Origin of the sequence: Pseudomonas viridiflava (genome assembly GCF_900184295.1) — a bacterium.
Lineage (GTDB): Bacteria > Pseudomonadota > Gammaproteobacteria > Pseudomonadales > Pseudomonadaceae > Aquipseudomonas > Aquipseudomonas viridiflava.
Map to the genome: position 1 here is coordinate 3,083,311 of NZ_LT855380.1, position 12,297 is coordinate 3,095,607.

A 12,297-nucleotide genomic window follows, 5' to 3' on the forward strand; every position below is an offset into this window, starting at 1 on the left:
ACAGATGGATCCTGGCAGCCCTGAACCATGTACGACGCCCGGCAGTCAGAAAGCTACTTCACGCCCTGCCCAGGACATCCGCATGTTCAGCCGTACCCTGCTTGTCGCTGCCACCCTGACCTGCTCATCACTCGCGTCCGCCAACGACACACTGCGCATCGAGCGCCTGCAACGCTGTGACGACCTGCTCGACCGCCAACAGCAGACGTTCTGCCTCAGTGCAGAAGGCATGGGCTCAGCCCCGATAGAAATCAAGCTGAGCGGCAAAACCCTTCCAGACGCAGCCATCCAGCGCGACGGCGATCGTCTGCGGGTGCAGTTGAAATACGCCGACTGGCAGAGCGGCCCGCTATGGCTGCAGCAGGACGGCAACAACAGCAATGCGGTCTGGCTGAGCCTGGCAGGCAGTCACGTCCTGGCCGCTACGCCGGATGAAGTCGCGAAAAACATGGATGGGCTGACCACCTATGTAAACCTGATCAGCCTGATCATCGAAGAACGGTTCGACGGCCATGAAGAAGCGCAGAGAATTGCACAGAAGTTTGGCGCAACTGTCGTCGGCTCGATTGCACCGCTCAACACCTGGCAACTGCGCCTGCCGACAAAGAATCTGGTGGAGCGCGACGCCATGGTGCTGCGCATGGGCAGCGAGGTCAGTGTCGACGCCGTCGTCATAGAAGAGTCCCAGGCCGAGGCCGCAGAAGGTGAAGCACCGCCTTCGGACGGCAAGCAGGAAAAACCGACGCGCGAACAATGGACGGCCAACCGCTTCATGGACGCCGTGAATTACTACCAGCGCCGGATTCCGGGCAAGGTATCGCCCATCAAGCCTGTACCGATTCGCGTCGGCATCATCGAGCGCAACGTGGATTTCGACACGCCGGACTTTGCCGATTACCGAGGCGACTGCCACAGCGGCGCACCACGCACCTGCGTGTTTGCCCGTGACGCCCGCAAGCCTGACGGGCATGGCACTACGGTGACCGGCATTCTGGCGGCCAATACCGCCGAGGGTGGCAACACCGGCTTTCTCAAATCGCTGGACGGCGCGAGTCAGGGCTTCGACGTCATCGTTGAGCGCAACTCCGACGCAGGGATCACCGCCAACGTGGCGGCCTCGGTCAATCTGGTCGAAGACGGCGTCAGGGTGCTGAACTGGAGCTGGGGCATTCACCGGATCGGCGCAAAGAATATCCAGGGGGACGACGTCGATTCGCTGATCCGCTCAGGACTCGCCATGTCCGGCTATGAAGAACTGCTGGAGGAGTTCTTTCTCTGGCTGCGCGAGAAACACCCGGATGTGCTGGTGGTGAACTCGGCAGGCAACGGCTCGTCGTTCTCGAGCACCGACGAATACCGCCTGCCCTCCTCATTCATTACCGATCAGTTGCTGGTGGTCGGCGGGCATCAGCGCACCGAACGCGATGACGTGGCAGTGGATGACCCGGCCTATGTCGAGAAGCGCGAATCCTCCAACGTCGATATGCGCGTCGACATCATGGCGTCCGCCTGCACCCGCGCGTCAACGGCCAAGGCTGGCGAACAGGGTGCGGTGCACTGCGGCACGTCCTACGCCACGCCCATGGTCACGGGCATGGTGGCTGCCATGCTGTCGATCAACCCCAGGCTCACGCCCGAACAGATCCGCATGCTGCTGCGTCGCAGTGCCATGACCATCGGCAGCAACTATGACTTCGAACCGGTGGGCGCCGACGACCTGACTGCACCCATCCTGCCGTCTGAGCGGGAATTCAAGCTGCATGACAAGGACGTGGGTCGCTCGGCGCGGCTCGATATGCAAAAGGCTCTGGACCTTTCGGTGCAGAGCCTTGATCGCGTGAGGTGAGTAACCGGGCGGGGATCAGTTTGCAGCCACCTGATCCCGCTCAGCCTGCAGGACCAGCGCCTTGAGCGAGGCGTCGAACTGTTTCAGGGCAGTGACCTGCAGTTCGCGTTGCTGGTCGATCTGCGCGGCGATTTCAGGAGCGGCCTTGCCCTTGACCCAGACTGAAGGCATTGCCTGGCCGGTTGCGCCTTCTGCCTTGCCGATGTACTGCAGGTTGGCGTCGTAGAAGCGCGCCAGATAACGGGCTTCCACCTGATTGTTGCGCTTGCTCACCAACTGGTTGTAAGTGTCGAGCATCACCACCACGTCAGGCCGCGCCTGCATCACTGCGTCCAGGTTGTCGTAGACGGTCACCGAGGCGAACTCTTTCTTCAGCGAGCCGGTGAGCCAGTCGATGGCCAACTTCGGGTCGGAGCTGTTGATGAAGGCGTCACGAATGCGCGAATCCAGTGCAGGATTTCGCGCAGAGCGCTGGGCAACGGCATGATAGTTGTTCAGGTACTCGAGATTACTGACGGTGTTCTCGCTGTACAGCACGCCGACCGACTGCGAATGCTGAAGGCTGGCAGGGCTGTCCGCTACCGGCTGGAAGTGGCAGGCCTGGGCATTATCGAAAGCAGTGGCAGCGGAAACGGACGACGTGGCCAGAGGTGCACTGATCAAGACAGCGACAAAAGTCAGCAGGTTGAAAATTTTCATCGTTCGTTTCCTTCTGTACGGAGCAAGTGGCTATGACGCCATCCTCCTCCTTTGCCGAAAAAACAGAACTTGCCTTTCTTGATGGTGACTATCGATTGAACGAATGATAGTAGACGGCCATGAACTGCGGGCGTCTTCTGCATAAATACTTCAAATATTCATATCGACTTTCACCGCTGCCCGAATGGCCTCAAGCAGCATCATGCACGCCGGATTGTCATTGTCGGTCCGCCAGACCAGATGCAGTTCGCTCTGCACGCCCTCGCCCAAGTCGATCTCGCGAAACACCACGTCTTTGAACACCACATTGGTCGCGCAGCGCGGCACCAGCGCCAGGCCCATACCGGCGTTCACCAGCGCCAGAATCGTCAGCGACGAGCCGAGCCACTGCACATAATCCGGAGCAACACGGGCCGAACGGAACATGCCGGTCAGCAGCTCGTTGAAGGGCGGATAGGCCGAGTGTGAGTACATGAGGAATGGGGCACCGTCCAAATCTTCAACCGCGACCGTCGAAGCCCGAGCCAGCGGGTGGTTGCCCGGCACCGCGAGTACGAATGGCTCGCGCACCAGACACTCGGTCTCGTAGCCCGGCTGAAACAACGGAGCCCGCACAATGCCCAGATCAATGCGCCGCGCCCTGAGCGCTTCGTGCTGCTGGTAGGTATTCATTTCAGTGAGGGATATCTTGACCTGAGGCTGGTTGAGCCGCGCCTCGGCGATCACCTTGGGCAGGAACTCGTACACCGCGCTGCCAACGAAACTGATCGTCACCGAGCCGATATCGCCTTCGGCAAAGCGTCGTGCCGAAATGGCCGCCTGCTGGGCGCGCTCCAGCAGTGTCTGCGCCTCAATGAAAAATGCACGCCCCGCAGCGGTCAACGCCACGCTGCGGGTGCTGCGCGTGAACAGTTCGACACCCAGATTGTGCTCGAGCAACTGGATCTGTCGGCTCAGCGGCGGCTGAGTCATGTTCAGACGTTCGGCCGCTCTTCGAAAATTCAATTCCGTGGCGACGGTGGTGAAACAGCGCAGTTGGGCCAGCTCGAACATTGATTCATTCCAGGTATCAATCAAATCAATATCTAGATTAGACGGGAATAATCCCAGCGTCCATGATCGGCTCATCCCCAAAAAAACAATGAATGGGAGTTGCCTCTTGAATACCGTCCCTCATGCTTCGGACTCCACGGTGCTTGCCCGTGCGGCCAGCAAGGTGAAACGCCACGTGCTGCCGCTGTTCGTGGTGATGTTCATCGTCAATTACATCGACCGCGTCAACATCGGCTTTGTGCGCAGCCACCTGGAAACCGATCTGGGCATAGGCGCAGCGGCCTACGGGTTGGGCGCTGGTCTGTTCTTTGTCGGCTATGCGCTGTTTGAAGTGCCTTCCAACATGCTGCTGCAACGCTACGGCGCTCGCGCCTGGCTGACCCGCATCATGTTTACCTGGGGCGCGGCCGCCATGGCCATGGCCTTCGTTCAGGGCGAAACCAGCTTCTACGTGCTGCGTTTCGTGCTCGGCGCCGCTGAGGCGGGTTTCTTTCCCGGGATCATCTATTACTTCACCCAATGGCTGCCTGCCAGTGACCGCGGCAAGGCCATGGCGTTGTTTCTGAGCGGTTCGGCCATCGCCTCGGTGATTTCCGGGCCGCTGTCCGGCGCGTTGCTGGGCATCAGCGGCCTGAGCCTGCATGGCTGGCAGTGGATGTTTCTGATCGAAGGTTTCGCCTCGATTGTGCTGTGCGGGTTCGTCTGGTTCTGGCTGCAGTCGCACCCTCGTGAAGCCAAATGGCTGACCGAGGAAGAAAAGACCACGCTGGTCAACGCCATCGCCGAGGAACAGCGCGCTCGGGAAGCCACGCAAACCGTCCGCCCTTCGGTGTTCAAGCTGCTGGCGGATCGGCAGATCATCCTGTTCTGCTTCATCTACTTCTCGGTTGCCCTGACTATCTATGGCGCCACGTTCTGGCTGCCGAGCATGATTCGCAAGATGGGCAGCCTGAGCGACTTCGAAGTCGGGCTGTTCAACTCGGTGCCGTGGCTCATCTCGATTGTCGCCATGTACGGTTTCGCTGCTCTGGCTGCGCGCTTCAAGCATCAGCAGGCGTGGGTCGCCGTGACGCTGGTGATCGCTGCATTGGGCATGTTCATGTCCACCACCGGCGGGCCGGTCTTTGCCTTCGTCGCCATCTGCTTTGCCGCGATTGGCTTCAAGGCTGCGTCGGCGCTGTTCTGGCCGATTCCGCAGGGTTATCTGGATGCCCGTATCGCCGCTGCAGTCATTGCATTGATCAACTCCATCGGCAACCTGGGCGGCTTCGTTGCCCCTACCGCATTCGGCTTTCTGGAGCAGACCACCGGTTCCATTCAAGGCGGTCTGTACGGGCTTGCGGCCACCTCGCTGCTGGCGGCCATCGTGATCTTCTTTGCCCGCACCACCCCGCGAGGTGATGCGCGCCGCCCGTCCAGGGCTGAGCCGGCGACCTCGCATGCGACCGCCCCGCTCGGCACCCACTCCAGCATCAAACCCTGATCAACCGGGAGACAGTCCTTTGAAAATCATTCGTGTCACCGTCACCCCCATCGCCTTTCGCGATCCGCCCCTGCTCAATGCCAGCGGCATACACGAACCCTTTGCCCTGCGCTCGATCATCGAAATCGAAAGCGACAATGGTTACATCGGTCTGGGTGAAAGCTATGGCGATGCCCCGGCACTGGCGATTCAGCAGCAGGTGCAGAACCAGCTGATCGGCCTAGATCCGTTCAATCTCAGCCAGTTGCGCAGCATCGTTCAGGCCACTGTGGCGGCCCACAAACCGGCCAGTCTGGCGGGTGCTGAACTGGCGCCCGGCTCTCACGCCAGCAAAGCCGTGAGCAACGCTTACTCGGCGTTCGAAGTGGCGTTTCTTGACCTGCAGGCGCGTTCGATCAATGTACCGCTGGTGGATCTGCTCGGTGGCGCGGTTCGTGATCAAGTGCCGTTCAGTGCGTACCTGTTCTTCAAGTACGCGCAGCACGCCGATTCGCCTTACGCACCGGACAGCTGGGGCGAAGCGCTGAGCGAGGAACAGATCGTCGCTCAGGCGCGGCGCATGATCGAGGCTTACGGTTTCAAGAGCATCAAGCTCAAGGCGGGCGCGCTGAACCCGGCGCACGAAGTGTCCTGCATCAAGGCGCTGAAGAAAGCCTTCCCCGGCTATCCGTTGCGCATTGACCCCAACGGCAACTGGTCGCTGGAAACCTCGATCCGCATGGCCGAGCTGTTGGGCGACGACCTGCAGTACTACGAAGACCCGACGCCGGGTCTGGACGGCATGTCCGAGTTGCACAAACGCACCGGCCTGCCGCTGGCGACCAACATGGTGGTCACCGACTTCGACGAGTTCCGCCGCAGCGTTGCGTTGAACAGCGTGCAGATCGTGCTGGCCGACCATCACTACTGGGGCGGACTGCGCGACACCCAGGCACTGGCAAAGATATGCGACACGTTCGGGCTGGGTGTATCGATGCACTCCAACTCGCATCTGGGCATCAGCCTCATGGCCATGACCCATGTCGCTGCGTCCGTGTCTAACCTCGACTACGCCTGCGACACGCATTACCCATGGCAGGAGCCGGACGAGGAAGTCATCAAGGGCGGTAAGCTGCCCATCGTCGACGGTTGCGTAAAACTCACTCGCGAACCGGGTCTGGGGCTGGAACTGGATTATGACCAGCTCGGCAAGCTCAACGACCAGTACCTGAGTTGCGGCATCCGCCAGCGCGATGACGTGAAGCAGATGCAGAAATACAAACCGGAATGGAAGGCTGTGAAGCCGCGCTATTGAGAGACAGGCAAGTCTGAAGGCCCCGTGCTCCGGGGCCTGATCACCTGAGCTGCACCACGACCTTGCCCTTGGCCCTTCCCTGCTCGACATACGCCAGCGCCTCGGCGGTCTGCTGGAAAGCAAAGGTACGGTCCAGAATCGGCTTGATGATCCCTGCTTCGATCAGTCGGGTGATTTCCTTGAGTTGGGCGCCATTGGCGCGCATGAACACGAAACTGTAGGCAACACCGTGTTTACGGGCCTTTCTGCGGATGCCATAACTCAACAGGCGCATCACCTGCTTCAACACCCCGTTCAGTTTCTGTTCTTCAGCAAATTGCGGTGTGGGCGGACCGGAAATGGAGATCAGATGACCGCCCGGCTTGAGCACCTTGAGCGATTTTTCCAGTTCGTCGGTGCCCAGGCTGTTCAGCACCACGTCATAGCCCTGCAAAAGGCTTTCAAATCTCTGAGTCTTGTAGTCGATCACCACGTCGGCGCCCAGCGCCTTGACCCACTCGACATTGGCAGTACTGGTCGTGGTCGCAACGAAGGCGCCCAGGTGTTTCGCGAGCTGGATGGCAATGGTGCCGACGCCACCAGAACCCGCGTGTATCAATACCCGCTGGCCTGGCTGCAGCCTTGCGGTTTCCACCAGCACTTGCCAGGCGGTCAGCGCCACCAACGGAACGGATGCCGCCTGCACCATGGCGAGGTGCGCAGGTTTGAGCGCGATGGAATCTTCGCGCAGGCAGATCAACTCCGCAAAACTGCCCATGCGTTCCTCCTCGGGCCGCGCATACACCTCATCGCCAGGCTTGAAACCTTTGACGTCTGGCCCGACGGCCACCACGATGCCCGCCACATCGTTGCCCAGCACCAAGGGCAGTTTGTAAGGCAGGATCGGTTTGAATTCGCCGTTGCGGATCTTGACGTCCAGCATGTTCACGCCGGCCGCATGAACCTGGACCAATACGTCTTTTGGTCCGATGCCAGGATCGGGCCTCTCGCCAATCCGACCGACGTCCTTCTTTCCATACCGGTCGATGATGAATGCTTTCATGGGTGTTCAATTCTCTTTGAATACAAAATGGCTCGGCTGCTTATTGCGCGAGGTATCTTTCACGGCGCTGGACGAACAGGAAGGCCATCGAAAACAGCACTTCGATCGCAACCGCAGCCAGAATTCCCGGATTCGCATGCCCTGATAGCAGTTCGAATACGCCCAGTGCGGCGAGGGTCAGACAGGCCGTGACAAAGCCTGCGACCAACGCCGAACGTGCCACCGAAGGCGCAGCGTTTCTGGCCAGAAAGAGCATCACGCCCAAGCCCAGATACAAAGCGGCTGCACGACGGCTCACCAGGCCGGCCTCGCTGGAAAAACCGACTCCCCAATTCGCCAGCATCTGCGCAGGCACAAACATCCAGGCAACTGCGAGCGCCCAGAACACAATGGCGCTCATGGCCGCGAGATGACGAAACTTCATGGCTGTTTACTCATGCGTTGATGACTGGCAAATGGAATGCGCGGTCTTCCCGGCGCGAGGCATCAGGAAGCGGTCTGATAACGCTGCGCGACCTCGGCCTGACGGATTTCGCCGAGCAGACCCTGACGCGCACCCTGCAGTGCATCCCAGCGGGCATCGTCACGCAGCGGCGGGATGGTGATCGGTTCACGGCGGTCGAAACCGACCAGCGCCGCATCCACCAGGTCGTGCACTTCCATGATGTCCGGCAGCGTATTGATGTCGATACCGGCGCGCTCCCAGATCTCGGTACGGGTGGCGGCGGGCAGCACGGCCTGCACGTAGACCCCCTTCTCTGCCAGTTCCAGGCTCATACCCTGGGACAGGAACACAACGTACGCCTTGGTCGCGCCATAGATCGACATGCCGAACTCCGGTGCAAGACCGACGACGGAGGCGATGTTGACGATAGCGCCCTCACCCGCCTGCACCAGCCGTGGCGCGATGGCGTTGGCCAGCCGGGTCAGTGCCGTGATGTTGAGGGTGACCAGTTGATCAATGCTGGCGGACGTCTGGTCCAGAAAACCACCGCTTTGGGCAACACCGGCGTTATTGATGAGCACGCCGATGCGGGCGTCATCGCGCAGACGTGTCTCGACGGCGGCCACGTCGTCGTTGCGGGTCAGGTCAGCCTGCAGCACATCGACGGCGACGCCGTGTTCTTCACGCAGACGGGCCGCGAGAATGTCCATGCGCGCCTTGTCACGGGCGACCAGCACCAGATCGTGACCGCGGCCTGCGAAACGATCAGCGTACACAGCGCCGATGCCGGTGGATGCGCCAGTGATGAGAACAGAAGGAAGTGCGGTCATGGGAGTGCTCTCTTGCAGAAAGAATCATTGAGGTGCCCAAGCGATGGTCGCCTGGACTTGGCACAATGATGATGATCAGCATCTTATTCGTCAACAACTTTAATGACGGTTAACATCAATGCTATAGTGCGTGCATATTGGATCGCATACACATAGAGGCATCTCATGAGGGTCACCAAAGCGCAGGCGCAAGCGAACCGCGCGCACATTGTCGAAACGGCCTCGGTGCAGTTTCGCGAACACGGATATGACGGGGTGGGAGTGGCGGACCTGATGGCTGCTGCAGGCTTCACCCATGGCGGGTTCTACAAGCACTTCGGGTCAAAGTCCGACCTGATGGCTGAAGCAGCTGCCTGCAGCATGTCGAAAATCGTGGAACAGTCGGCGGGCGTCAACCCTGCCCGCTTCATTGAGTATTACCTGAGCCGGGAACACCGCGACGACGTTGCGACCGGCTGCACCATGGCTGCTCTTGGCGGAGACGCATCGCGCCAGTCCGACGACGTAAAAAACGCCTTCGCCAACGGTATTGAGCAGTTGCTGAAAACCATGGCGCCTGATTCATCGACTCAGGAAGCGGCCCCCAAGGCGTCACGCGCAGCACTGCTGGACATGCTGGCCCATGCGGTGGGCGCGGTCATGTTGTCACGCGCTGTGCCGAACGATTCGAAACTGGCGGACGAAATACTCGAAGCCTGCCGGGCAACGATGCTCGTCCAGGCCGAAAAATTGTCTTGAGACGTTCCTGCTTCAGCTGGGCAAGGCCGGCGATACTCAGCCGGCCGCCCGGAACACCCGACCCGTCAGGATTCAAATAACCGGCTCAGGCACGCCAGTTTCTTTTTGTACGACTTGCGAGCCTGCAAGGCGTCTTCAAGGGTGACGGCAACGAAACGCGCCTTCTGATTGGGCTGCATCTGCCCGATCAGGTCGAGGTCGGCGCTGATCACCGTGCCAATCATTGCGTAGCCGCCGCCGGACACCGCGTCGCGATGCAGCACGATGGGTTCCAGCCCGGCCGGCACCTGAATCGAACCGATCGGATAACAACTGTCGACGATGTTGGAGGGATCGGAGCCAGCGCCAAACGGTTGCTCGCGTGGCTGGAAGGTCAGCGCCTTGCCGCCTTTGAAGCGATAGCCGATGCGGTCTGCCTCGGAACCCACCGTCCAGGATTCGGAAAAAAAGCTGGTCGCCGCATACTCCGTCAGGCGCTCGTAGTACAGCCCCGGCACCACGCGCAGATACACCTCACCGCCCAGCGACTGACGCAAGGCCATCGGCAGACTGGCTCCCGCCCGGCCTTTGCCACTGGGTACACCGATTGCCAACTGATCGTCAGCAGCCAGACGTCGCCCTTCAAAACCGCCCAACGCGCCCAGCGTGTAGGTCGAGCGACTGCCCAGCACCATAGGCACATCGATACCGCCTGCCACCGCCACATAAGCGCGAGCGCCGTCCTTGGGAAAATCGAAACGCAGCACTTGCCCCGCTTTCACCGCGAATGCCGTGTCATGGTGCATATCGACCCCATCCAGACGGGGCGTCATGTGCGCGCCGCACACCGCGACCAATGCGTCGGTTTGAAACTCCAGTTCGGGCCCGACGAGCGTGCATTCCAGACCCGCAGCGCCCGGCGGATTGCCGACCAATTGGTTGGCTGCGCTGAGCGCATATTGGTCCAGCGCGCCGGAAGGCGGAATGCCCAGGTGGTAATACCCTTCGCGGCCCAGATCCTGAACTGAAGTCGCCAAGCCCGGTTTAAGTACCTTGATCATGCCAGCACCTCCTGCAGCGAAGCCGGATAACCGGCCGGGTCGGCGAGAAAGCTATCGAGAGAGAACTCGACCGGACGGATGCGCAGATCGAATCGACCTGCGTCCACTTCGGCAACAGCAAGGTCGTACGCCTCACGATCGATGGGTTTGAACTGAACGATATCGCCGGGCCTGAAAAACACCATGTGCTCTTTCAGATACGCCAATTGTTGCTGCGGGTCGTAGATCGGGGCTGGCGTGACGCCGAACATCTGGTAGCCGCCTGCGCCGCGCACCGAGTAGATACAGCCAAAGCAGCCGCCATGACCGAGGGTCAGTTTCGGCGTGTCGGTGCGCGGACGCAGGTATTTGGGAACCTGCAACTGACGCTCGCGCTCGACCATCTGAAACATGAATGGCAGCCCGGCCACGAAACCCACCATCGACACGAACCACGGCGCGCCGCTGTGAGCCGCAATGAAGGCGTCGACGTCGGCCAGATTGTTGATCCGTGCGGCATACTCCAGGTCCGTGCCGCTCGGGTCCTGATGACGGTCGCGAAAGCGCATCAGGGTCTCGTGGGTCCAGGGATCGTTATAAAGCACCGGAATCTCGATGATGCGGGTCTGCAGCGTGCGCTCTGCGACCGCACCTGCCTCTGCGGTTCTGACGGCATCGAGCAACGCATGGGGCGCAATCCGGTCCGGATCAAAGCGGATCTGGAATGAAGCATTGGCCAGACACACGTCCAGCACGCCATCGAGTTGCAGGCGTTCCACAGCACGGGTCACCGCCATGCCCTTGAAGAAGGCTTCCAGCGACATGCTTTCGCTGACCTCGGCAAACAGGTGTTCGTCGGCACCGAAACTGTAGCGAATCGGATCGTTCATGCCCGCCCTCCGCTGAATTGATAGTCGGCCATGTCTGTTCCTCTTGAATGGGTTGGAGAACGGCAGGCAAACGGTAACGGGACCCGGCATCTGTGTGCCGGTGTCCTTGCAGGGTCATCGGGGCGCTTTCACCAGAATACCGGCATTGTCCAGCGCCCTGCGCGTGGCTTCGGCCAGATCCAGCGCACCTGGCGTGTCGCTGTGCAGGCAGATGGAATCGAACTCGATGGCCAGATCCTCTTCCTCGACAGTCTGCACCACGCCTTCCTGACAGGCACGCAGCACCCGAGCCGCCACTTTTGCCGGATCGTAAGCCTGCACGTTTCGGGTGAAGACAATCGAGCCGCTGAGATCGTAAGCGCGGTCGGCGTAGAACTCACGGATGACCGGCTGCCCCAGTTCCTGCGCGACTCTGCAGATGACTGAGCCTGGCATGCAGTACAGCAACAACGCAGGCTCTACGCGCTGCAGGTTTTCGACCAGCAAACGGGCTGCTTCCTCGTCACGGGCCAGGTGCATGTAAAGTGCGCCGTGGGGTTTGAAATGTTGCAGCGTTACGCCCTGGGCGCGAGCGATCTCTCTCAAGGCGCCCAACTGGTAGAGCATGTCGTCCACCAGTTCCTGCGCTGGGGCCTGAATATGACGACGGCCGAACCCGACCAGATCGTGAAACCCCGGATGCGCCCCGACGGCAACCCCAAGGCGCTTGGCCTGCTCGACCGTACGACGCATGGTGCCGGGGTCGCCCGCATGAAAACCGGTGGCCACATTGGCTGAACTGATGAATTTCATGAGCTCGGTGTCCACGCCATCACCGATGGTCCAGGCACCGAAGCTCTCACCCATGTCCGAATTGAAATCGACTGTCCGCATGTCGCACCCTCCTGACATGAAATTGCGATCTGACGCAGACAACGTTAGATTTCTCCTGACCCCTTGGGTAGATCTATTAACAGAT

General features: G+C 60.4%; 12 protein-coding genes. 4 read left to right on the top strand and 8 right to left on the bottom strand.

What is annotated here, in order from left to right; all coding sequences use genetic code 11:
• The first annotated feature begins 82 nt into the window (after positions 1–82).
• Entirely contained in the window at positions 83–1,846 is a 1,764-nt protein-coding gene (locus CFBP1590_RS13905) for a S8/S53 family peptidase (RefSeq protein ID WP_088235284.1), read from the top strand.
• 15 nt (positions 1,847–1,861) lie between these two features.
• On the opposite strand, the gene CFBP1590_RS13910 is transcribed toward CFBP1590_RS13905, so the two are convergent.
• A complete protein-coding gene (locus CFBP1590_RS13910; protein ID WP_029242585.1) occupies positions 1,862–2,545 on the bottom strand; it encodes a hypothetical protein in 684 nt (227 codons plus the stop codon).
• 150 nt (positions 2,546–2,695) lie between these two features.
• On the bottom strand, positions 2,696–3,598 hold the full coding sequence (locus tag CFBP1590_RS13915; protein ID WP_004882354.1) for a LysR family transcriptional regulator: 903 nt from the start codon (positions 3,596–3,598) through the stop codon (positions 2,696–2,698).
• A 139-nt stretch (positions 3,599–3,737) separates the two neighbouring features.
• On the opposite strand from CFBP1590_RS13915, the gene CFBP1590_RS13920 reads away from it, so the two are divergent.
• Both CFBP1590_RS13920 and CFBP1590_RS13925 read left to right on the top strand, forming a co-directional pair.
• Entirely contained in the window at positions 3,738–5,081 is a 1,344-nt protein-coding gene (locus CFBP1590_RS13920; protein ID WP_191625392.1) for an MFS transporter, read from the top strand.
• A 19-nt stretch (positions 5,082–5,100) separates the two neighbouring features.
• A complete protein-coding gene (locus CFBP1590_RS13925) occupies positions 5,101–6,375 on the top strand; it encodes a glucarate dehydratase family protein (RefSeq protein WP_088235286.1) in 1,275 nt (424 codons plus the stop codon).
• Positions 6,376–6,415: 40 nt separating this feature from the next.
• Here CFBP1590_RS13925 and CFBP1590_RS13930 read toward each other — a convergent pair whose 3' ends face one another.
• The 3 genes from CFBP1590_RS13930 to CFBP1590_RS13940 form a co-directional block, all read right to left on the bottom strand.
• Entirely contained in the window at positions 6,416–7,417 is a 1,002-nt protein-coding gene (locus CFBP1590_RS13930) for an NADP-dependent oxidoreductase (RefSeq protein WP_088235287.1), read from the bottom strand.
• A gap of 40 nt (positions 7,418–7,457) precedes the next feature.
• The gene (locus CFBP1590_RS13935) at positions 7,458–7,841 is read right to left on the bottom strand and encodes a hypothetical protein (RefSeq protein WP_088235288.1); all 384 of its coding nucleotides are present in this window, start codon (positions 7,839–7,841) and stop codon (positions 7,458–7,460) included.
• 62 nt (positions 7,842–7,903) lie between these two features.
• Entirely contained in the window at positions 7,904–8,692 is a 789-nt protein-coding gene (locus CFBP1590_RS13940) for an SDR family NAD(P)-dependent oxidoreductase (RefSeq protein ID WP_058432445.1), read from the bottom strand.
• A 165-nt stretch (positions 8,693–8,857) separates the two neighbouring features.
• On the opposite strand from CFBP1590_RS13940, the gene CFBP1590_RS13945 reads away from it, so the two are divergent.
• The gene (locus CFBP1590_RS13945) at positions 8,858–9,430 is read left to right on the top strand and encodes a TetR/AcrR family transcriptional regulator (protein ID WP_058432444.1); all 573 of its coding nucleotides are present in this window, start codon (positions 8,858–8,860) and stop codon (positions 9,428–9,430) included.
• Between the two features lie 65 nt (positions 9,431–9,495).
• Here CFBP1590_RS13945 and CFBP1590_RS13950 read toward each other — a convergent pair whose 3' ends face one another.
• From CFBP1590_RS13950 to CFBP1590_RS13960, 3 genes are all read right to left on the bottom strand, one after another.
• Positions 9,496–10,470 (bottom strand): 5-oxoprolinase subunit C family protein, encoded by a 975-nt coding sequence (locus CFBP1590_RS13950; RefSeq protein ID WP_088235289.1) that lies wholly within the window; start codon positions 10,468–10,470, stop codon positions 9,496–9,498.
• A complete protein-coding gene (locus CFBP1590_RS13955) occupies positions 10,467–11,339 on the bottom strand; it encodes a 5-oxoprolinase subunit B family protein (RefSeq protein ID WP_029242577.1) in 873 nt (290 codons plus the stop codon). Before CFBP1590_RS13955 ends, CFBP1590_RS13950 begins: the two co-directional genes overlap by 4 nt.
• A 114-nt stretch (positions 11,340–11,453) precedes the next feature.
• Positions 11,454–12,212, bottom strand: coding sequence for a 5-oxoprolinase subunit PxpA (locus CFBP1590_RS13960; RefSeq protein ID WP_004882364.1), 759 nt, complete (start codon positions 12,210–12,212; stop codon positions 11,454–11,456).
• Positions 12,213–12,297: the final 85 nt, after the last annotated feature.

Excerpts from the sequence above, each read along its gene's own strand:
- CFBP1590_RS13905 (WP_088235284.1), top strand. The coding sequence starts at position 83 with ATGTTCAGCCGTACCCTGCTTGTCGCTGCCACCCTGACCTGCTCATCA.
- CFBP1590_RS13910 (WP_029242585.1), bottom strand. The coding sequence starts at position 2,545 with ATGAAAATTTTCAACCTGCTGACTTTTGTCGCTGTCTTGATCAGTGCA.
- CFBP1590_RS13915 (WP_004882354.1), bottom strand. The coding sequence starts at position 3,598 with ATGTTCGAGCTGGCCCAACTGCGCTGTTTCACCACCGTCGCCACGGAA.
- CFBP1590_RS13930 (WP_088235287.1), bottom strand. The coding sequence starts at position 7,417 with ATGAAAGCATTCATCATCGACCGGTATGGAAAGAAGGACGTCGGTCGG.
- CFBP1590_RS13935 (WP_088235288.1), bottom strand. The coding sequence starts at position 7,841 with ATGAAGTTTCGTCATCTCGCGGCCATGAGCGCCATTGTGTTCTGGGCG.
- CFBP1590_RS13940 (WP_058432445.1), bottom strand. The coding sequence starts at position 8,692 with ATGACCGCACTTCCTTCTGTTCTCATCACTGGCGCATCCACCGGCATC.
- CFBP1590_RS13945 (WP_058432444.1), top strand. The coding sequence starts at position 8,858 with ATGAGGGTCACCAAAGCGCAGGCGCAAGCGAACCGCGCGCACATTGTC.
- CFBP1590_RS13950 (WP_088235289.1), bottom strand. The coding sequence starts at position 10,470 with ATGATCAAGGTACTTAAACCGGGCTTGGCGACTTCAGTTCAGGATCTG.
- CFBP1590_RS13955 (WP_029242577.1), bottom strand. The coding sequence starts at position 11,339 with ATGAACGATCCGATTCGCTACAGTTTCGGTGCCGACGAACACCTGTTT.
- CFBP1590_RS13960 (WP_004882364.1), bottom strand. The coding sequence starts at position 12,212 with ATGCGGACAGTCGATTTCAATTCGGACATGGGTGAGAGCTTCGGTGCC.